The sequence below is a fragment of the Sanguibacter gelidistatuariae genome, assembly GCF_900096585.1.
GTDB classification, from domain to species: Bacteria; Actinomycetota; Actinomycetes; order Actinomycetales; family Cellulomonadaceae; genus Sanguibacter; species Sanguibacter gelidistatuariae.
This window is the reverse complement of sequence record NZ_FMYH01000007.1, coordinates 53149-71667: the sequence shown is the minus strand read 5'-3', so window position 1 is coordinate 71667 and position 18519 is coordinate 53149. Positions and strand designations below refer to the sequence as shown.

At 70.1% G+C, this 18519-nt stretch carries 20 protein-coding genes and 1 riboswitch; of the genes, 13 read left to right on the top strand and 7 right to left on the bottom strand.

The window, feature by feature from the left end; all coding sequences use genetic code 11:
* Positions 1 to 16: 16 nt before the first annotated feature.
* Positions 17 to 1267 (top strand): N-acetylglucosamine-6-phosphate deacetylase, encoded by a 1251-nt coding sequence (gene nagA / locus BLQ50_RS14780; protein ID WP_093185222.1) that lies wholly within the window; start codon positions 17 to 19, stop codon positions 1265 to 1267.
* A gap of 33 nt (positions 1268 to 1300) precedes the next feature.
* The gene (locus tag BLQ50_RS14775; RefSeq protein WP_175559149.1) at positions 1301 to 2344 is read left to right on the top strand and encodes a LacI family DNA-binding transcriptional regulator; all 1044 of its coding nucleotides are present in this window, start codon (positions 1301 to 1303) and stop codon (positions 2342 to 2344) included.
* A gap of 77 nt (positions 2345 to 2421) precedes the next feature.
* Here BLQ50_RS14775 and BLQ50_RS14770 read toward each other — a convergent pair whose 3' ends face one another.
* Positions 2422 to 3939: a UxaA family hydrolase gene (locus BLQ50_RS14770; protein ID WP_093185217.1), complete on the bottom strand. Its 1518-nt coding sequence runs from the start codon at positions 3937 to 3939 to the stop codon at positions 2422 to 2424.
* 137 nt (positions 3940 to 4076) lie between these two features.
* On the opposite strand from BLQ50_RS14770, the gene BLQ50_RS14765 reads away from it, so the two are divergent.
* Positions 4077 to 5123: a LacI family DNA-binding transcriptional regulator gene (locus BLQ50_RS14765; RefSeq protein ID WP_093185215.1), complete on the top strand. Its 1047-nt coding sequence runs from the start codon at positions 4077 to 4079 to the stop codon at positions 5121 to 5123.
* 27 nt (positions 5124 to 5150) lie between these two features.
* Here the strand turns inward: BLQ50_RS14765 and BLQ50_RS14760 are convergent, their stop codons facing one another.
* The 4 genes from BLQ50_RS14760 to BLQ50_RS14745 all read right to left on the bottom strand — a co-directional run bounded on the left by BLQ50_RS14760 (position 5151) and on the right by BLQ50_RS14745 (position 7029).
* Positions 5151 to 5612: a PTS sugar transporter subunit IIA gene (locus tag BLQ50_RS14760; RefSeq protein ID WP_093185212.1), complete on the bottom strand. Its 462-nt coding sequence runs from the start codon at positions 5610 to 5612 to the stop codon at positions 5151 to 5153.
* Positions 5609 to 5881: a PTS sugar transporter subunit IIB gene (locus BLQ50_RS14755; RefSeq protein WP_093185210.1), complete on the bottom strand. Its 273-nt coding sequence runs from the start codon at positions 5879 to 5881 to the stop codon at positions 5609 to 5611. The genes BLQ50_RS14760 and BLQ50_RS14755 overlap by 4 nt, the downstream gene beginning before the upstream one ends.
* Before the next feature lie 49 nt (positions 5882 to 5930).
* The gene (locus BLQ50_RS14750) at positions 5931 to 6176 is read right to left on the bottom strand and encodes a PTS sugar transporter subunit IIB (RefSeq protein ID WP_093185207.1); all 246 of its coding nucleotides are present in this window, start codon (positions 6174 to 6176) and stop codon (positions 5931 to 5933) included.
* Positions 6177 to 6273: 97 nt separating this feature from the next.
* Positions 6274 to 7029 carry a GntR family transcriptional regulator gene (locus tag BLQ50_RS14745; protein WP_093185205.1) on the bottom strand — a complete coding sequence of 252 codons (756 nt, stop codon included), beginning with the start codon at positions 7027 to 7029 and terminating at the stop codon, positions 6274 to 6276.
* Positions 7030 to 7275: 246 nt separating this feature from the next.
* Here BLQ50_RS14745 and BLQ50_RS14740 point away from each other — a divergent pair, with 246 nt between their 5' ends.
* A complete protein-coding gene (locus BLQ50_RS14740; protein ID WP_093185202.1) occupies positions 7276 to 8637 on the top strand; it encodes a PTS transporter subunit EIIC in 1362 nt (453 codons plus the stop codon).
* Positions 8634 to 10307 (top strand): phosphoenolpyruvate--protein phosphotransferase, encoded by a 1674-nt coding sequence (gene ptsP / locus BLQ50_RS14735; protein WP_093185200.1) that lies wholly within the window; start codon positions 8634 to 8636, stop codon positions 10305 to 10307. The genes BLQ50_RS14740 and ptsP overlap by 4 nt, the downstream gene beginning before the upstream one ends.
* A 74-nt stretch (positions 10308 to 10381) precedes the next feature.
* On the opposite strand, the gene BLQ50_RS14730 is transcribed toward ptsP, so the two are convergent.
* Positions 10382 to 10651 carry an HPr family phosphocarrier protein gene (locus BLQ50_RS14730; protein ID WP_093185197.1) on the bottom strand — a complete coding sequence of 90 codons (270 nt, stop codon included), beginning with the start codon at positions 10649 to 10651 and terminating at the stop codon, positions 10382 to 10384.
* Between the two features lie 111 nt (positions 10652 to 10762).
* Here BLQ50_RS14730 and BLQ50_RS14725 point away from each other — a divergent pair, with 111 nt between their 5' ends.
* Both BLQ50_RS14725 and BLQ50_RS14720 read left to right on the top strand, forming a co-directional pair.
* Complete coding sequence (locus tag BLQ50_RS14725) at positions 10763 to 11305, top strand: cupredoxin domain-containing protein (protein WP_093185196.1); 543 nt, start codon at positions 10763 to 10765, stop codon at positions 11303 to 11305.
* Positions 11306 to 11394: 89 nt separating this feature from the next.
* A riboswitch (guanidine-III (ykkC-III) riboswitch) is annotated at positions 11395 to 11455 on the top strand.
* 10 nt (positions 11456 to 11465) lie between these two features.
* A complete protein-coding gene (locus BLQ50_RS14720; protein WP_093185193.1) occupies positions 11466 to 11780 on the top strand; it encodes a DMT family transporter in 315 nt (104 codons plus the stop codon).
* Between the two features lie 101 nt (positions 11781 to 11881).
* Here BLQ50_RS14720 and BLQ50_RS14715 read toward each other — a convergent pair whose 3' ends face one another.
* Positions 11882 to 12769 carry an alpha/beta fold hydrolase gene (locus tag BLQ50_RS14715; RefSeq protein ID WP_093185191.1) on the bottom strand — a complete coding sequence of 296 codons (888 nt, stop codon included), beginning with the start codon at positions 12767 to 12769 and terminating at the stop codon, positions 11882 to 11884.
* A gap of 124 nt (positions 12770 to 12893) precedes the next feature.
* Between BLQ50_RS14715 and BLQ50_RS14710 the strand changes: the two genes are divergently transcribed.
* The 6 genes from BLQ50_RS14710 to BLQ50_RS14685 all read left to right on the top strand — a co-directional run bounded on the left by BLQ50_RS14710 (position 12894) and on the right by BLQ50_RS14685 (position 18388).
* Positions 12894 to 13406, top strand: coding sequence for a MarR family winged helix-turn-helix transcriptional regulator (locus tag BLQ50_RS14710; protein ID WP_093185188.1), 513 nt, complete (start codon positions 12894 to 12896; stop codon positions 13404 to 13406).
* 200 nt (positions 13407 to 13606) lie between these two features.
* Positions 13607 to 14383, top strand: a complete 777-nt coding sequence (locus tag BLQ50_RS14705) for an ABC transporter ATP-binding protein (protein ID WP_093185186.1) — start codon at positions 13607 to 13609, stop codon at positions 14381 to 14383.
* 181 nt (positions 14384 to 14564) lie between these two features.
* Positions 14565 to 15386: a (Fe-S)-binding protein gene (locus tag BLQ50_RS14700; protein WP_245701267.1), complete on the top strand. Its 822-nt coding sequence runs from the start codon at positions 14565 to 14567 to the stop codon at positions 15384 to 15386.
* Positions 15383 to 17005: a LutB/LldF family L-lactate oxidation iron-sulfur protein gene (locus tag BLQ50_RS14695; protein WP_093185183.1), complete on the top strand. Its 1623-nt coding sequence runs from the start codon at positions 15383 to 15385 to the stop codon at positions 17003 to 17005. Before BLQ50_RS14700 ends, BLQ50_RS14695 begins: the two co-directional genes overlap by 4 nt.
* On the top strand, positions 17002 to 17688 hold the full coding sequence (locus tag BLQ50_RS14690; protein ID WP_093185539.1) for a LutC/YkgG family protein: 687 nt from the start codon (positions 17002 to 17004) through the stop codon (positions 17686 to 17688). The genes BLQ50_RS14695 and BLQ50_RS14690 overlap by 4 nt, the downstream gene beginning before the upstream one ends.
* Before the next feature lie 49 nt (positions 17689 to 17737).
* On the top strand, positions 17738 to 18388 hold the full coding sequence (locus tag BLQ50_RS14685; protein ID WP_093185180.1) for a uridine kinase family protein: 651 nt from the start codon (positions 17738 to 17740) through the stop codon (positions 18386 to 18388).
* Positions 18389 to 18519: the final 131 nt, after the last annotated feature.

Below are 18519 nucleotides of genomic sequence, written 5' to 3'. Positions count from 1 at the left end.
CGACCCCTGAGGTGAAATGACACTCCACGCCCTGACTGCGGACCGCATCGTGACCGGCGACCCGCTGCGCCGCGCGGGCGCGGCGCTCGTCGACCATGTCGTCCTGACCGACCACGCGGTCGTGGTCGACGGCGCCCGGATCGTCGACGTCTGCGCCCGGGCGGACCTTCCGGCCGGCGTGCGCCGCACCGACTTCCCGGGGGCGACCATCGCCCCCGGGCTCGTCGACCTGCACATGCACGGGATGTCCGGGCAGTCCTTCGAGGAGGCCACCGCCGCCGAGCTGACCAGCATGCGCGCTGATCTTGCGGCGCGGGGCGTCACGTCGGTCGTGCCGACCTTCATCACCCGGCCCTTCAACGAGCTCCTCGCGGCCCTCGACCGCATCCGTCCCGCAGTCGAGGGCTCACCGACCCAGCCGCCCGGGTGCCGCCTGCTCGGCGTGCACCTCGAAGGCCCCTATCTGTCCCCGCACCAACGCGGCGCCCACCCGCAGGCGCTCCTGCGGGAACCGTCCGCCGCGGACCTCGATGCGCTACGCGCCTTCCGCAGCGTCCTGCGGATCGTGACGATCGCGCCCGAGCTCCCCGGTGCGGCCGACTTCATCCGGGAGATCACCTCGTGGGGCGTCGTCGCCTCCGTGGGCCACAGCGAAGCCGGGCGCGACGACGTCGCAGCCGCCCGCGAGGCCGGCGCCTCCCACTTCACCCACCTGTGGAGCGGGCAGAGCAGCGTGCACCGGCTCAACCGGCACCGCGTCCCCGGCCTGCTCGAGGTCGCGCTGTCCCAGACCGGCATGACCGCGGAGGTGATCGCCGACGGCCCGCACCTGCCGCCGGAGCTCCTCGAGATCGCTCGCAAGTGCTTCGGCGACAACCTGTGCATCGTCTCCGACGCGGTCGACGGCGCCGGGCTGCCCGAGGGCACGGTCTTCGGCGGGGACGCCTTGCCGCGCAAGGTCGAGGGCGGCGTCGCCGTCGTCATCGGCGACGACTGCTTCGGTGGGAGCACGACCCTGCTCCCACAGATGATCACCCGCGTCGTGTCCGACCTGGGGTGGCCGCTCGCCGAGGCGTGGGCCATGGGATCCACCACGCCCGCCCGCGTCCTGGGGATGAGTGACCGCATCGGGGCGCTGACCGGCGGCGCCCTCGCGGACCTCGTCGTCCTCGACCCCGCTCCCCGCAAGGGCAACGCGGGCCCCGTTGCCGTCGCGGCGACGATGATCGGCGGCGACTGGATACATGGCAAACCCGACGACGCGTGACATCATGACGACACCATGAATGAGCGAGCCGACATGACCATCCCAGGAGCTCCGCACGTCCCGAGAACACCGGGAACTCCGGGGACGAGTGCTGGGCCCGCGACGCTCAGGGACATCGCCGAGATCACCGGACTGTCCATCTCGACCGTCTCCCGCGCGCTCGCCGGCTCGACCCGGATCAGCCTCGCGACGCGGACGATCGTCCAAGGGGTCGCCGACTCGATGGGCTACCAGCCCAATGCTGCCGCGAAGTCCCTGCGTGCGGGCCGTCGCGGGATGCTCGGCGTCGTCGTCCCGGACATCGCCAACCCCTTCTTCCCGCCGGTCATCAAGGGCGCCCAGGCCTGCGCGACCCAGCACGGGGTGGGCGTCATCCTGTCCGAGAGCGACGAGCAGCCGGCCGAGGAGCTGCGCCGGATCGCCGACATGTCACGCCTGGTCGACGGCATGATCATCGTCTCCCCGAGGTCGACCGATGAAGAGCTGCGCGCGGTCTGCTCCTCGGTCCCCACGGTCCTGGTCAACCGAGAGATCACCGGCTTCAACTCGGTCGCGATCGCCGAGGACACCGGCATGGGCCAGGCCGTCGCCCACCTCGCCGCGCTCGGCCACTCCACGATCTGCTATCTGGGCGGTCCGGCCAGGTCCTGGTCCGCCCAGGAGCGTCGGTCCGCGGTCCGGGACGCATGCACCGCGCGCGGGGTCGCCCTCGTCGAGCTTGGCCCCTTCGAACCACAGCTGCAGTCGGGAGCCCGCGCGGGCGACGACATCGTGGCGGCCGGGTACGACGCCGTGATCGCCTATGACGACCTCATCGCGCTCGGGCTCGTGGCGCGCCTGCGAGAGCTCGACGTGCCGGTGGGCGGCGTCGTCGGACACGGCGGCGTCGCCGTCGTCGGCGTGGACAACTCCCTCATGTCCGAGATGTCTTACCCCCCGCTGACCTCCGTGCAGGTGCCGGGCCAGGAGATCGGCGAGGCCGCGGTCCGGCTCCTGCTGGACATGATCGACGCGCCCCAGCGCCCGGCCCAGCGGCTACGCTTCGCCAGCCGCCTGATCGGCCGCAGCTCCACCTGAGCCTGGTCCGGGATGCGTCCTGGTCACCGTCGACCTGCCCGCTGCGGTCGCGCCGCCCCCCTCGGCGGACAAGCCGATCAGGTCACGGTCCCCAGCTGCCACGGGATGAACTCGTCCTGGCCAAGATCGAGGTCCTCGGACACCGTCACCTTCCCGGAGGCCACCGCGAGGATCTCGGCGAAGATCTCCCGGCCGACCTCTTCGATGGTCGCGGAGCCGTCCACGATCCGCCCGCAGTTGATGTCGATGTCCTCGGCCTGTCGGGCGAAGAGCTCGGAGTTGGTCGCCAGCTTGATCGACGGCGTCGGCTTGGCCCCCAGGACCGAGCCGCGCCCGGTCGTGAAGCACACGACGGTCGCCCCGCCGGCGATCAGCCCGGTGACCGAGACCGGGTCGTAGCCGGGGGTGTCCATGAAGGAGAAGCCCTTCGCGGTGATCGGCTCGGCGTACTCGTACACCTCGACCAGATCCGCCTGGCCGCCCTTGGCGACCGCGCCGAGGGACTTCTCCAGGATCGTGGTGAGCCCACCGGCCTTGTTCCCGGGCGAGGGGTTGTTGTCGAGCGAGCCCCCGCCGTCGGCCGCGTACTTCTGCCACCAGTCGATCCGGCGCAGCAGCTTGCGGCCGACCTCCTCGGTCACCGCGCGCCGGGTGAGCAGGTGCTCGGCCCCGAAGACCTCGGGGGTCTCGGCGAGCACGGACGCCCCGCCGTAGGAGACGAGGAGGTCGGAGGCGAAGCCGAGGGCGGGGTTCGCGGTGATCCCGGAGTAGCCGTCCGAGCCGCCGCAGTTGAGCCCGAGCACGAGCTCTCCGACGTCGCAGGTCTCTCGGCGGCGGCTGTTGATCTCGGGCAGCATCCCGCGGATCGCGGCGACCCCCTGGCGCACGGTCGCGCGGATACCCCCGGACTCCTGGATCGTCAGGTGCTCCAGGACCGTGTCCGGGGAGAGGTCCAGGCCGTCGATCAGCGAGCCGACCGCGATCATCTCGCAGCCGAGCCCGACGACGAGGATCCCGGCGAAGTTCGGGTGCTCGGCGTAACCCTTGAGCGTCCGCACGAGCATCCGCGCGCCCTCGCTGACCGGCACCAGCCCGCAGCCGGAGGAATGCGTCAGTGCCATGACGCCGTCGATGTCATCAAACTCGTCCAGGACCGGGCCGCGGAACTGGTCGGCGATCATCTTGGCGGTGCTCGCCGAACAGTTGACCGAGGTGAGGATGCCGATGTAGTTGCGGGTGCCTACCCGTCCGTTCGCCCGGCGGTAGCCCTGGAAGGTCGGCCGGGGGCCCGCCGGAGCGGTGAGCTCGTGGTGCACGGTCGCGAACTCGTGCTCACGCTCGGCGAGGTCCATCCCGAGGTTGTGGGAGTGGACGTGCTCGCCCGCGACGATGTCGCGGGTCGCCACCCCTATCGACTGCCCGTACTTGCGCACCTGCGTGCCGGTCGTGATCGACCGCATGGCGACCTTGTGCCCGCGCGGGATGCCGGGCAGGTCGCGGATGGTGACCGCGACGTCGTCGCTCGGGAGCAGCAGAAGGGCGGCTCCGGCAGGGACGCCGGGGGCGAGGTCTGTGGGGGTGAGCTCGGGGGACATGAGGGTCCTCGATCAGGTTGGGCGAGAGCGTGCGGAAACGTTTACATGCTAGCGTCTTCAGGGGAGACAGACCAGTCCCGGAGCACATTCGGACCCGGACCCCTGACCCGCGCACCCAGACCAGAAGCGAGGATCCGATGGCTTCCTTGACCGACCGCCCACCCGCGTCGGGAGTCGTCCGCGCCCCGTCCAAGCCCGCCACCATCAAAGACGTGGCCGCCGCCGCCGCCGTCTCGATCGCGACCGTCTCGCGCGCGCTCAACGGCGGCGAACGGGTGCTCCCCGAGACTGTTGCGCGGGTCCGCGCGGTGGCCCTCGCTCTCGGGTACACGCCGTCGCGCACGGCCCGCGGCCTGGTCACCGGCCGCTCGGCGAATGTCGGCGTCATCCTGCCCGACGTCACCAACCCCTTCTTCGCCCCGCTGCTCGCCGCGATCGAGTCGGCCGCGCAAGCCCAGGATCACGGCGTGCTCATCGGCGACTCCCGCGAGGACCCCGCCGCCGAGCTGCGCATCGCGCGCCGCATGACGAGCCAGGCCGACGGCATCATCCTCGTCTCCTCCCGCCTGCCCGACGACGAGATCCGCGCCCTCGCCGCCCGGGTCCCGGTGGTCCTGGCCAACCGCCAGCTGGCCGGGCTGGACAGCGCCGTGATCGATGTCGCCCCCGGATTCACCGGCGCGATCGAGCACCTCGCCGCGCTCGGGCACACCCGCGTGCTCTACCTCGCCGGCCCGGCCGGCTCCTGGTCCGGCCAGGCCAAGGAACGCGCCCTGCACGACGCCGCAGCAGCCTCCGGCATCATGCTCACGACCTGGGGACCGCACCGCCCCACCTTCGACGGTGGCCGCCAGGTGGCCGACCGTGTCCTGGCCTCCGGCTACGGCGCCGTCATCTGCTACGACGACCTGATGGCCCTCGGCCTGCAGTCCCGCTGCGCCGACCGGGGCGTGGACGTGCCCGGGGAGCTGAGCATCATCGGCTGCGACGACGCCCTGCCCGACGGGATGGCTCGGCCCGCGCTGACGACAATCGAGGGCCGCTCGGACGAGCTCGGCCAGCTCGCCGCGGACCTGCTCCTGGACCGGATGGCCAGGCTCACGGACCCACCCCAGTCCCGGACCGTCACGTCCCGCCTGATCATCCGAGCCTCCACCGCCCCAACCCCCCACAAACTCCGCTGAGAGGAGGGCAGGTGGAGATGGGTGGGGTCAGGACCAGGTGAACAGTTCTTGCGAGGCGGTCACGTCGGCGGAGTCCACGGCCGTGATGACGTCCGGGGTCGCGCCGAGGGCGACGACGGGGCACACCGAGGACCTGCCGCCGCGCTCGATCTCGGTCGGGTCCCAGGTGATGAGCACGTCCCCCTGGGTGACCGCGTCGCCCTGGGCGACGTGCAGCGTGAACCCGGCGCCGTCGAGCTGGACGGTGTTGATGCCGAGGTGGACCAGGATGGCACGGCCGTCCGGGACCTTCACGACAAAGGCGTGCGGGTGAAGCTTGACGATCGTGCCGCTCACCGGCGCGACCACCTGGCGGCCGAGCTCGGCGTCGGGCAAGATCGCCAGCCCGGGGCCGACGAGCCCTGCCGCGAAGACCGGGTCGTCCACCCCGGAGATGTCCACCGTCTTGCCCGCCACGGGGGCGAGCACCGACAGCGGGACCGCGCTCACCGGAGGTCCTCGATGTCAGAGGCGATGTTGTCGGCCTCCGGGCCGACGATGACCTGGATCGCATTGCCAGAGTGCACGACCGCGACGGCGCCCGCCCTGGTCAGGGCCGCGTCGTCGACCAGGCTCGGATCCTCGACCTCGACCCGCAGGCGGGTGATGCAGGGCTCCAGGTCGAGAATGTTCTCGTCGCCTCCGAGCGCCGCGAGGATCTGCGCTGCCATGCTCATGGTGTGCTCCTTGTACTCGTGCACCGGCCGTGACCGGGACATCTCACGGTCCACGCGGGACGCGCAGGCCGGCCAAACGTTGGGGTGAGGGTCACATGAGGTCGGCGAGCTCGGAGGCGATCGTGTCGACCTCCGGACCCACGACGACCTGGACCACGCGGCCGTTCATCATCACGCCGAAGGCGCCGGCGGCACGCAGTGCCGCTACGTCGACCAGATCGGGGTCTTTGACGACCGATCTCAGCCGGGTGGTGCACGGGTCGATCTCGACGATGTTGTCAACACCTCCCAGTGCGGCCAGGATGGCGGCGGCCCGTTCGTTGTCGGTGGTTGTCATGCGGGACTTCCTCTCTGAAGTCGCTGGGTGTTCGTCGGCTTGTCGTGGACGACGCCGGGTCGGGCGATGGGTCTGGGACTGATGCTGGGTGACGCGCTCAGGCGCGGCTCGGGCGGGGAACGAGGAGCGGACGCGCCTCGCGCAGCGGCACGAACACGGAGTAGCGGTCCCCCCGGTACGTCGACTTGGAGAGCATGAGGGCGACCTGACCGGCGAAGGTGCGCCGTTGGGTGCGCATGACTGCCCGTGGGCCGTCGAGCCCGAGCAGCTCGGCCTCGACGGGCGTCGCTTCCGCTGCGGTGAGCGTGTCCTCGCCCCAGGTCGGGGCCAGTCCGTGGTCGCGCAGCGCCGCGTACAGGCTCTCGGGCACGCCGTCGTCGAGAAGGTCGGGGATCAGCGCGACTGGGATCCACGAGTGCTCGAGCCCCATGGGCCGACCGTCGGCGGTGCGCAGCCGCACCACGTGGTGCATCGCCGCCCCCTCGTCCACCCCCAGCTCGGCCGCGACACGGGCCGTGGCCGGCGCCTGCTCGAACTCCAGGACCCGGGTCCCAGGGTCGAGGCCGCGTCGTCGGGCCTCCTCACCGAAGGTCGTCAGACGCATCTCGAAGTCCGCGTAGTGGCGGGCGACGAAGGTACCGCGGCCCTGCTCGCGCACCAGGGCCCCTTCGGCGACGAGGGCGTCGAGAGCCTGTCGGACGGTCATCCGCGAGACGCTGAAGCGTTCAGTGAGCGTCCGTTCGGAAGGAACCGGGTCTCCGGCCTCGAGCTCGGTCGTGATGAGCTCCGTGAGATAGGCGCGTACCGCGAGGTATTTGTGGGCGTGGGCGTCCCCAGCCTGCGACTCAGCCATGACTCACCTCCTCTGATCTGATGGATGCTCTGATGGATTTCGGTGTAACGCTTGACACATCATCAGGTCTAGACCACTGTGTTGGCAAGTGGTCCAGACAACTTCGTCACATGCGAGGGTGGACGGAGCATCTGCGACTCGACTGACCAATGATGGCCTACGCGTCGTGCACATCCTCGAAGCACCATCACTACCGGACGCGCGCCCGCGACGACGCGGGCGGCGTCCGAGAACCCAAGGAGTGCTATGTCTACGGTCGCCAAGACCAAGAAGGTGAAAAAGCCGATTCCCGGCTTCGCCCAGATGCAGAGGGTCGGACGATCCCTCATGCTCCCCATCGCGTCGCTGCCTGCAGCCGCGCTGCTGCTGCGCCTCGGGCAGGCAGACATGCTCGGAGCCGACGGCCTCTCCGCGAAGATCTCGTGGATGCAACCCGTCGCCGACGTGTTCGCCGCGGCCGGCGACGCGCTGTTCGCGAACCTCGCCATGCTCTTCGCGCTCGGCGTCGCGGTCGGCTACGCCAAGAAGTCAGACGGTTCGACGGCCCTGGCCGCGCTCATCGGCTACCTCGTCTTCAAGGGCGTCTCCGACACACTCTCGCCCTACGTGCTCGGCAAGCCCGCCGAGGGCGAGACACAGGCGCTCATCAACTACGGCGTCCTCGGGGGCATCGTCATCGGCCTGACCGCGGCGCTGCTCTACCAGAAGTACCACCGCATCAAGCTGCCGCCCTACCTCGCCTTCTTCGGCGGTCGTCGCTTCGTGCCGATCGTCACGGCGGGCGCCGCTGTCCTCATCGCCGTCGTCGGAGCGTTCATCTACCCGGCCTTCGACGCCGCCTTCGGCGCCCTGGGCGACTGGGTGACCGGTTCGGCCGTCCTCGGTGGGTTCGTGTTTGGCACGCTCAACCGCCTGCTCGTCCCGCTCGGCCTGCACCACCTCCTCAACTCGATGCCGTGGTTCCAGTTCGGCGACTACACCGACGCCTCGGGCGGGGTCTGGCACGGTGATATCGCCCGCTTCCTGCACGGCGACCCCACCGCCGGCATCTTCCTCACCGGGTTCTTCCCGATCATGATGTTCGCGCTGCCTGCGGCGGCCCTGGCCATCGTGCACACCGCCCGGCCCGAGAACCGCAAGGTCATCGCCGGCATCATGGGCTCCGCCGCACTCGTCGCCTTCGTCACCGGCGTGACCGAGCCCCTCGAGTTCGCCTTCGTGTTTGTCGCCTACCCGCTGTACGCGATCCACGCAGTCCTCACGGGAACGGCGCTCGCGCTGGTCAACGCCCTCGAGCTGCGGTCCGGATTCGGGTTCTCGGCCGGTGCGATCGATTTCTTGCTCAACTGGCGCATCGCCGACCGGCCCATACTGATCATCCTCATCGGCCTCGGCTACGCGGTCCTGTACTACTTCCTCTTCCGCTTCGTCATCACCAAGTGGAACCTGCGTACCCCCGGGCGCGAAGAGGGCACGATGACTGTGGGCATCGACCCGACGGCTGACCCGGCGGACATCGCCGACGCCGAGGCCGACGCCAAGGCCGCGGCCCGCGCCGGACGCCGGAGCGCCGGAGGCGACAAGGTCACCGAAGAGAGCGCCTTGTGACCCGAGTGCTGACCGGCATTCCCGTCAGCCCTGGCCGGGTGGTCGGCGTCGTGCACACGATGCCGGCCCCCGTGCCGGAGCCCTCCGCGGCCCTGCGGGCCGCGGGGGCTGACACCGAGACGGCGGTCGCGCAGCTCGCGACCGCCGTCTCGGCGGTGCAGGCCGAGCTTCTCGCCCGGGCGAGCACGGTGACCGGGACCGCCGCCGAGGTCCTCACGATGACGGCGGCGATGGCTGGTGACAAGACGCTCATCAAGGACGCCACCCGGCGCGTGCGCGAGGAGGGGGCCACCCCCGCCCGTGCCGTGTGGGACGCCGCCGGCGTGCTGGCCGGTCAGCTCGAGGCGCTCGGCGGCATGATGGCCGAGCGCGCACGAGACGCCCGCGACGTGCGGGACCGTCTCGTGGCGTCCCTGCAGGGCAGGCCCTCGCCAGGCGTCCCATCCCCGGGGCATCCCTTCATCCTCGCGGCGGGCGATCTTGCACCCGCCGACACCGCCACCCTCGACCCCGAGCAGGTCGTCGGGATCGTCACGAGCGGCGGTGGCCCCACGTCCCACACCGCGATCCTCGCGCGCGCGCTGGGCATCCCGGCCGTGGTCGCCGTCTCCGGCGCAGAGGGTCTCGCCGACGGCGAGACGATCCTGCTCGACGGCGCACTCGGCATCGTGGAGATCTCACCCTCGCCCGAGGCCATCGCGCGCACCCGGGAGACGGCGGGTACGGTCCGCACCTTCGACGGGCACGGGCGCACGGCGGACGGGCACGACGTCGCGCTGCTCGCCAACGTGGCCGACCCCAAGGCCGCAGCCGCGGCCGTCGAGGCCGGAGCCGAGGGCGTCGGCCTCTTCCGGACCGAGTTCTGCTTCCTCGGACGCACCGAGGAGCCGTCGGTCACCGAGCAGGTCGCGGCATACCGGGGGGTCCTGGACGCCTTCCCGGGGCGCAAGGTCGTGGTGCGCACGCTCGACGCGGGCGCAGACAAGCCGCTGCCCTTTGTCACAGCCGACCACGAGCCCAACCCGGCCCTGGGGATCCGCGGGCTGCGCACCGCCGTCGGGCATCCGGAGGTCCTGGAGCGCCAGCTGGAGGCGATCGCGGCCGCCGCGGCGGCGACCGAGGCCGACGTGTGGGTCATGGCGCCCATGGTCGCCACCCCCGACGAGGCGGCCCACTTCGTCGAGCGGTGCGCCGCGCACGGGCTGAACCGTGCGGGGGTGATGATCGAGATCCCCGCCGCCGCCCTGCAGTCGCGGTTCATCCTCGCCCACGCGACGTTCGCCTCCCTCGGGACGAACGACCTCACGCAGTACACGATGGCGGCCGACCGGGAGCTCGCGGGTCTTGCCGAGCTGTCCACGGGATGGCAGCCGGCAGTCCTTGCCCTCGTCGAGGCGTCGTGCCTGGGCGGGGCGGTCAACGACCGGCCGGTGAGCGTGTGTGGGGAGGCCGCCGGGGATCCGGCGCTCGCTCCGGTGCTCGTCGGGCTCGGGGTGTCGTCCCTGTCCATGACGCCGCGTGCGCTCGCAGATGTCGCCGCGGTCCTGGCCGCGACGTCGTCGGAGGAGTGCGCACGCCTGGCCCGGCTCGCGCTCGACCAGCCGAGCGCGGCCGCGGCGCGAGCGGCCGTGCGAGCCGAGCTTCCGATCCTGGACGAGCTGGGGCTGTAGGACCCGGCAGCGCAGCGACGGCACGTCCCCCACGGTGGGGACGGGCCGTCGCTGTGGTCGCGGCGCGCGTGGTGCTACCGGATGGTCTCCTGGGCCAGGAACGCGGCGAGGGCGTCAACCGATGCCTGCGCGGCGTCGTCGTCCTTCTCCGTGCTGAGCACCACCTGCATCCCTGCGGCGACACCGAGCGTCATCACACCAAGAATCGAGTCGGCGTCGACCGGTTCCTCGTTGGGCACGGTGAGGGTCACAGATGCGGGCTGCTTGCTCGCCTCCTGGACGAACAAGGCGGCCGGGCGGGCGTGCAGCCCTTCGAGGATGGCGACGGTGACGGTGCGTTCCATGAAACATCTCCCGGGATCCGATCAAGGTGGACTAGACCATCGTAGTGGACTAGACCAATCAACGGCGGGTAGAAGGTCCCGTGTCCTGCGGTCCTGTCCGTGGCGTTGTCCATGGCCGCGATCCTCAGGGTCTGCACCTACAGTGGAGTGGTGTTCCACCGCGATGTCCGTCACTCCACAGACCTGTGCCCAGCAAACCGCCTCTGCCAGATCGGTCGATCCCCACGCCGACGAGGCCGCCGCGACGTCCACACCAGACACGCGACCGCACGCGGCCGGGTCGCAGTGTGCGTGACCGTCTTCACCGCCGCCCTCACGGGATGCAGCTCAGATCCTTCGCCGGCACCCGGCGCGACATCCGTGGCTGCAGACGGGGCCGTCACCGTGTCTGTGGTCATGAAGGACATGCGGTTTGAGCCCTCCGTGATCGAGGTCGAGCCGGGCACGCACGTCATCATCGAAGCCAAGAACGCCGACTCCATGCCGCACGACCTCGTCTTCGAGAACGACCTGTCGACCGACCTGCTCCCCCGGGACAAGTCCGCGACACTGGACCTGGGCGTGATCGAGGCGAACCTCGACGGCTGGTGCAGCGTGAGCGGGCACCGCGCAGCCGGGATGACGCTGACGATCGAGGTCACGGGCGGGGAGTAGGCGCGGAGTCACCTGCGTCGGAGGCGCCCCGATGGCGTATCGTCGAAACTGATCAGACGTACCGGCCCGCCGGTTTCCTGATCGACAGCACCCCGCCACCCGGCACCCCGGACGAGGCGCCGTACCCGGTCAGCGACAAGACGGCGCGTGGAGGGTACCCATGTCCTGGATCATTCTTGTCGTCTCCGGCGTCTTCGAGGCCGTCTGGGCCACCGCGCTCGGCCGCAGCGAAGGCCTCACCCGGCTCGCCCCGACCATCATCTTCGGCGCGGGCCTCGTGGTCTCCATGGCCGGTCTCGCCTACGCCATGCGCGAGCTGCCTACCGGGACGGCCTACGCCGTCTGGGTCGGCATCGGCGCGGTCGGGACCGTGACCTACGCGATGGCCACCGGCGCCGAGGCCGCCTCGCTCGTGCGGATCCTGCTGCTGCTCGGGATCGTGGCATGCGTCGTCGGGCTGAAGGTTATCGACTAGGTGTACTGACCGCGGACATTGGGGCGAGCCATGCCCACGCTTCTCTCGTCGACGCCGAATCCGGGATCGTGGCATGCGTCGTCGGGTTGAAGGTCATCGACCTAGGAAGCGTCGACGCGGCCGGTGAAGGCGAGAATCGCGTCGGCGAGCGCGCCGGGAGCTTCGAGAGCGACGTAGTGCCCGACGCCATCAAGCTGGACCGATTCGACGTCCCCCGTGACGACCTGGCTGAGGGTTCCAACAGTGAACGGTCCTCCGAATCCGCCGACCGCAAGTGCTGGAACGGTGAGCGGGCTCGATTCTGCAAGGGCCTTGAGGGCGTCTCCCTCGACGAGCATCGACTGGTAGAGCCCGATCGCACCACGCCACCCGTCCGTGCGGGAGTAGGTCCGCACGAACTCGTCGACATCGTCGCCGGTGATGGAACCACTCGCCACGGTCATGGACGGGAAGGCCCACTGTCCGAGGACCTCGCGCTCGCGTCCGGCGAAGAGCATTTCGGCGATTCCTGGGGAGGCGAGAACGCCGATGTGCCACGAGCCACCGTGGGTGATGTCGGCCAAGCCTTCGAGCCCGAAGCCGGCTAGACCCATCTCGGTCGCGGTGAAGCTGAGTAGATCGTCCGGGTGAGTTGCGGCGAGGCGGAATGCGGTTCCGCCGGAGATGTCCTGGGCGGCCAGGTGCACGGGTCCCACCCCGAGGGCTTGGATGAACTGGTGAAGATCCTCAGCGGCCACGGCACTGTCGAAACCCTCGGATGCGGTAGCGGAATCTCCGAAACCGCGCAGGTCGACGGCGAACACCTGGTGCGCTTCGGCCAGGAGCGGGATCAGCTTGTGGAACGCCCACCACGACTCGGGGAAGCCATGGACAAGCAGGATCGGGGTGCCTGCGGTCCCGGCCGAGACGTAGTGCAGGGTCGTGCCGTTCACGTCGACGTGGTGGTGATCCACGTCCGGGATGGTGGCGGGAGTGCCAGAAGTGCTCATGAGGTCATTCACTTTCTCTCTTGGATATGTGCCCTTGGACACACGCCCGATCGACAACCAGGTTGTCAGTCTAGCAATCAGACAACCCGGTTGTCTAGTGGTGGTGGACGGCTATCCTTGTCCCATGGACCACTCCCGAGGAGCCGAGCTGGCGAAGCTTCTTCTCAGCGGCTTCAACATCTTGGTCGATGAGGTCATAGTCGAACTCGAACGCCAGGGACATCCGGGAGTGACAGCCACGCATGAATTCGCCTTGCAGGCGATCGACAAGGGAGCCCAAAGCGCATCCGAGCTGGGGAGGAGTCTGAACGTCTCCAAGCAGGCCGCAGCGAAATCCATTGCCGCTCTCGAAGATCTCGGGTATCTCCAGCGTCACAGCGACCCGGTTGACGCCCGCCGGAAGACACTCATCGTCACGGCTCGAGGCTACGAAATGATGTCGGTAGGTGCGGAGGCGTTCGATCAACTCCGCAATCGCCTAGCGGAGCAGGTCGGCGCCGCCAGGCTTGAATCACTCGAGGAAGTGCTGAGATCACTCGCGGCGCCGTCCGACCAAGAGAGCACGTCACGACCTCGAGCAATCGCCGGGCTCGCCCCCTCTGACAGAACACCAGCGACAGATCGAGTGTCGAGGTAGCGGTTGGTGATCATCCCGGTCAGCGTTTCGCCGTGGTTACCAGGCCCAGACAGCGTCAACCAGGACCACGTGGCACATCCCGGTGCGATCGACGGCATATCGTGGGAGCGTAGAGGCGCTCTCGTTCGTTGACCTCCTGGGCAGCGAGGTCTGCAGCCGATCAGGTTTGATCAAGGGGCTCGGCCCCGAACAGGAGAATGATGACCGCGAAGACGTCCAGCCTGTCCGCGCACGGGCTCGTGGCCGGTTACGGAAGCACACCGTCGATCAACGGGATCGACCTGCTGGTCTCCCCCAGCACCGGCGCGATCGGGATCATCGGCCGCTCCGGCGTCGGCAAGACGACCCTCATCAAGACGATGACCGGGGAGCTCAAGGCACGCGGCGGTCGAGTGAACTTCGACGGCGCGACCGTGGGACGCCTGGGCATGCGGGACAAGAAGCGCTTCGGGGTGGCGGTCCGGTCCGTCGCCCAGAACGGTTTCAGCGGTCTCGACGGGCGCCAGACCGTGGAGAAGGCGATCGAGGGTGAGCTGGCCAAGGCCCGCAAGGCCGGTCGTGCGACGGGTGCGAGCGCCGAGGGCGCGATCGCGGTGATGTTCCTCGAGCCGCGCTTCCTCAAGCGGACCATCTCGTCCCTCTCGGGCGGCGAGCGACAGCGCCTCGCACTGGCCGCGGCGCTGTCCACCCGCCCCGACATCCTCCTGCTCGACGAGCCGACGACCGCCCTCGACCAGTCCCTCAAGGACGCGGTGAGCCGGCGCCTGGCGGAGATCGTCGAGGAGAACAACATCGGTCTGCTCGTCGCCTCGCACGACCTCGACCTCATCAACCGACTGTGCCCCACCGTCCACGTGCTCGACGGCGGCACCTTCGTGGAGACCGGCAGCGTGCAGGAGCTGCTGAACACCCCCAAGCACGCCGTGACGCGCGAGCTTGCGCTGGTCTTCCCGGAGACCACGGGGACGTTCGCCTAGGCCTGCTCCGGTCACCGACCCTTCCAGCACACTCGGCCCGGCGTCCGTGGACGCCGGGCTGAGTCGTTTCCGCATGCGCCGGGCACACCCACTGACTGAACTTGCGGAAAGCGCTATCCTGATTCCGGCCACATGCGTTATCGTGGATTCTGTCAGCAACCCGCCTCCCCCAAGGAGCACCGTGCGCATCGCTCTCGCCGCGACCTGCCTCGCCGACGCCATGTTCCCCCAGGCCCCTCAGGCCACGGTGAGGCTGCTCGAACGCCTCGGCCACGAGGTCGTCTTCCCGCCCAGCCAGACCTGCTGCGGGCAGATGCACGTCAACACCGGGTACTTCAAAGACGCGCTGCCCATCATCAAGAACCACGTCGAGGCGTTCTCCCCGGTCCTGGACGACGAGTGGGACGCGATCGTCGTCCCCTCCGGCTCGTGCACCGGGTCCATCCGCCACCAGCAGGCGATGGTGTGCCGGCGCCTGGGCGAGGACAAGCTCGCAGCCACGGCCGAGGCCGTCGCCGCGAAGACCTACGAGCTCTCCGAGCTCCTCGTCGACGTGCTCGGGGTGACCGACGTCGGGGCGCACTTCCCGCACCGCGTCACCTACCACCCCACGTGTCACTCGCTGCGGATGCTGCACGTGGGCGACCGCCCCCTCCAGCTCCTGCGCGCGGTCGAGGGCATCGACCTCGTCGAGCTGGGCGACGCCGAGTCCTGCTGCGGATTCGGCGGCACCTTCGCGCTGAAGAACTCCGACACGTCGATCGCCATGCTCGGCGACAAGATGACCCACGTGAGGTCGACCGGCGCCGAGGTGCTCACCGCGGGGGACTACTCCTGCCTCATGCACATCGGTGGCGGGCTGACCCGGACCCGCGCCGGGGTGCGCACCATGCACCTCGCCGAGATCCTCGCGAGCACCCGCGCGGAGCCCGCGCAGCCCACGACCGTGGGTGACCCGACCGCCGATCGCTCGGCGACCACGATCGAGGTGAGCACCCGATGAGCACCTTCCTGGGCATGCCAAGCCTCGCGTCCCCGGCCGCCGGAGCGCCCCGGCCGGGCCCGGCGTCGGCCCAGCCCGATCCGGGGAACCCCACCCGTATCGGCGACGACGTCCCGCACCCCGACGCCCCGCTGCGCTGGGGCAAGACCTTTCCCGACGCCGCGCGCGCTGCCCTGGGCAACACCCAGCTGCGCCGCAATCTCGCCCACGCGACGTCGACCATCCGCGCCAAGCGCGCTGCCGTCGTGAACGAGGTGCCCGACTGGGAGGAGCTGCGCACGGCGGGATCGGACCTGAAGATCGCCGTCCTGGCCGACCTCCCGGCGCTGCTCGAGGAATTTGAGAAGAACTTCACCGCCCGCGGCGGCATCATCCACTGGGCGCGCGACGCGGCCGAGGCAAACCGCATCGTCACCGACCTGATCAAGGCCACCGGCGAGACCGAGGTGGTCAAGGTCAAGTCCATGGCCACCCAGGAGATTGGCCTCAACGAGGCCCTCGCCGCAGAAGGCATCGCGGCCTTCGAGACCGACCTCGCCGAGCTCATCGTCCAGCTCTCCGACGACATGCCCTCCCACATCCTCGTGCCCGCGATCCACCGCAACCGCTCCGAGATCCGCGAGATCTTCCTCGAGCGGATGGAGCACACCCCCGCCGGGATGACCGACGCCCCGCGCGAGCTCGCCATGGCCGCCCGGGCGCACCTGCGCCGCAAGTTCCTGGCCGCGAAGGTCGCGATCAGCGGCGCGAACTTCGCCGTCGCGAGCACCGGCACCCTGACCGTCGTGGAGTCCGAGGGGAACGGGCGCATGTGCCTCACCCTCCCCGAGACCCTCATCACGGTCATGGGCATCGAGAAGATCGTGCCGGACTTCGCAGACCTCGAGGTGTTCATGCAGCTGCTGCCACGGTCCTCGACCGGGGAGCGGATGAACCCGTACACGAGCCTGTGGACCGGGGTCACCCCCGGCGACGGACCGCAGAACGTCCACCTCGTCCTGCTCGACAACGGTCGCTCCAACGCCCTGGCCGACGACGTGGGCCGGGCCGCGCTCAAGTGCATCCGCTGCTCGGCGTGCCTGAACGTGTGCCCCGTCTACGAGCGGGTCGGCGGGCACGCCTATGGCTCGGTCTACCCCGGTCCGATCGGCGCGATCCTCACCCCCCAGCTCACCGGCTCGACCGGCCACTCCGACCCGAACAACACCCTGCCCTTCGCCTCGACCCTGTGCGGGGCGTGCTACGAGGTGTGCCCGGTCAAGATCGACATCCCGTCCCTGCTTGTGCACCTGCGCGCCCGCACGGTCGAGGAGGACAAGGCCCGCCACCACCCCACGGCCTGGGGCGCGGCGATGAAGGCGGCATCCTTCGTCATGGCCGACTCCAAGCGCTTCGCCACGGCTGAGAAGGGCACAGCCGCGCTGCGCCTGATGGCCGGCAAGAAGAAGCGGATCTCGTCCCTGCCCTTCCCCGGCTCGCTCTGGACCGGCGCGCGGGACATCCCCGCCCCGCCCAAGGAGACCTTCCGCCAGTGGTGGGCCAGGACGCACGACGACGGGGCGCCCGGCGCGAGGCCGACCTCCGCCCCTGCTCCGACGACCCCCGAGGACGCGTCATGAGCGCACGCAGCGACATCCTGCACCACATCCGTGTGGCGCTCGACGGCGTGACCGGCCACCAGGAGGCGCTCGCCCCGGTCGCCCGCGACTACCGCCGCACCGGCGACCACGCCCCCGGCTCCCCTGGCGCGATCGACCTGCTCGTCGATCGCCTCGAGGACTACAAGGCCCACGTGCACCGCGTGGTCACCGACGAGGCCGTCACGGCCCTGGTCGGCGAGATCCTCGGCACCCTCTTTGCCGAGTCCGCCGCCGCGAGCGCCCGGGGGCGGGCCGTCGTCGTGCCCGCGGGGCTGGCGAAGCACTGGGTGGACGGGCTGCCGTCCGGGACCGCGGTGCTCACCGACTCCCGCGAGGCGCCGATGACAGCGCTCGAGCTCGACGAGGTCGACGCCGTGGTCACTGCGGCCCGGGTGGCCATCGCCGACACCGGGACCATCGTGCTCGACGGCGCCGACGACCAGGGCCGCCGGATCATCACTCTCGTGCCCGACGTCCACGTGTGCGTCGTGCGCGCAGACCAGGTCACCGGCTCCGTGCCCGAGGGCGTGGCTGTCCTCGCCGAGCACCCCGAACGCCCCCAGACCTGGATCTCCGGCCCGAGCGCGACGAGCGACATCGAGCTCTCCCGCGTCGAGGGCGTGCACGGACCGCGCACGCTGCACGTCATCATCGTGGGCTGACCGCGCCGACCGTTGGCCACCGTCGGTTCTCGTCTGGGAGAATGACCGGGTGAGCCCCGACGCGCCAGACAGCCTCTTCGACCTCCCCGCGGGAACCCGGGTGCCCGTCACCCGAGTCGTGCTGCTCACCGGACCGTCCGGTTCGGGGAAGTCGAGCCTGGTCAGGCGGCTGGGCCTGGCCTCGCTCGCACTCGACGACTTCTACCACGACCACGACCACCCCGGCATGCCGCATCGCTTCGGCATCGCCGACTGGGACTCCCCCGACAGCTGGGACGCGACCGGCGCCCTCGCCGTCCTCATCGAGCTGTGCACAACCGGGCACGCGGACCTCCCGCTCTACGACATCCCCACGTCGCGACGCACCGGCACCACCCACGCGGACGTGACCGGCGAGCGGATCATCGTCGCCGAGGGGATCTTCGCCTCCGAGCTGGTGGCCGCCTGCCGCGCGGAAGGCATCCTCGCCGACGCCATCTGCGTGACCCGCCCGCGTCTGGTGACGTTCTGGTTCCGGCTCCTGCGGGACCTGGGCGAGTCCCGCAAACCACCGCTCACCCTCGTGCGGCGGGGTTGGGGCCTCATGCGCGACGAGCCGGCGTCCGTCCGGCGGTGGGTGTCTCAGGGCTGCCGGGCCGTCCGCGTCGCCCAGGCCGAGCGGGACGTCCGCGCGCTGCACGCATCAGTGACCCAGGCTTGACCACGCGCCTGGCCGCCGTGGGACGTTCGACCTGTGGGCAACGCTGTCCCGCCCGCTACGTTCAAGAGTGAGGACGAGGCGCCTGCAGTGTGGCGACGCCCGCCGTGCATCGCCGCAGCCGCACGCAGGAG

Excerpts from the sequence above, each read along its gene's own strand:
- BLQ50_RS14720 (WP_093185193.1), top strand. The coding sequence starts at position 11,466 with ATGTCCTGGATCATTCTTGTCGTCTCCGGCGTCTTCGAGGCCGTCTGG.
- BLQ50_RS14750 (WP_093185207.1), bottom strand. The coding sequence starts at position 6,176 with ATGACAACCACCGACAACGAACGGGCCGCCGCCATCCTGGCCGCACTG.
- BLQ50_RS14775 (WP_175559149.1), top strand. The coding sequence starts at position 1,301 with ATGACCATCCCAGGAGCTCCGCACGTCCCGAGAACACCGGGAACTCCG.
- BLQ50_RS14740 (WP_093185202.1), top strand. The coding sequence starts at position 7,276 with ATGTCTACGGTCGCCAAGACCAAGAAGGTGAAAAAGCCGATTCCCGGC.
- BLQ50_RS14765 (WP_093185215.1), top strand. The coding sequence starts at position 4,077 with ATGGCTTCCTTGACCGACCGCCCACCCGCGTCGGGAGTCGTCCGCGCC.
- BLQ50_RS14715 (WP_093185191.1), bottom strand. The coding sequence starts at position 12,769 with ATGAGCACTTCTGGCACTCCCGCCACCATCCCGGACGTGGATCACCAC.
- BLQ50_RS14745 (WP_093185205.1), bottom strand. The coding sequence starts at position 7,029 with ATGGCTGAGTCGCAGGCTGGGGACGCCCACGCCCACAAATACCTCGCG.
- BLQ50_RS14770 (WP_093185217.1), bottom strand. The coding sequence starts at position 3,939 with ATGTCCCCCGAGCTCACCCCCACAGACCTCGCCCCCGGCGTCCCTGCC.
- BLQ50_RS14710 (WP_093185188.1), top strand. The coding sequence starts at position 12,894 with ATGGACCACTCCCGAGGAGCCGAGCTGGCGAAGCTTCTTCTCAGCGGC.
- BLQ50_RS14690 (WP_093185539.1), top strand. The coding sequence starts at position 17,002 with ATGAGCGCACGCAGCGACATCCTGCACCACATCCGTGTGGCGCTCGAC.
- BLQ50_RS14730 (WP_093185197.1), bottom strand. The coding sequence starts at position 10,651 with ATGGAACGCACCGTCACCGTCGCCATCCTCGAAGGGCTGCACGCCCGC.
- nagA (WP_093185222.1), top strand. The coding sequence starts at position 17 with ATGACACTCCACGCCCTGACTGCGGACCGCATCGTGACCGGCGACCCG.
- BLQ50_RS14725 (WP_093185196.1), top strand. The coding sequence starts at position 10,763 with ATGGCCGCGATCCTCAGGGTCTGCACCTACAGTGGAGTGGTGTTCCAC.
- BLQ50_RS14695 (WP_093185183.1), top strand. The coding sequence starts at position 15,383 with ATGAGCACCTTCCTGGGCATGCCAAGCCTCGCGTCCCCGGCCGCCGGA.
- BLQ50_RS14755 (WP_093185210.1), bottom strand. The coding sequence starts at position 5,881 with ATGTCCCGGTCACGGCCGGTGCACGAGTACAAGGAGCACACCATGAGC.
- BLQ50_RS14705 (WP_093185186.1), top strand. The coding sequence starts at position 13,607 with ATGACCGCGAAGACGTCCAGCCTGTCCGCGCACGGGCTCGTGGCCGGT.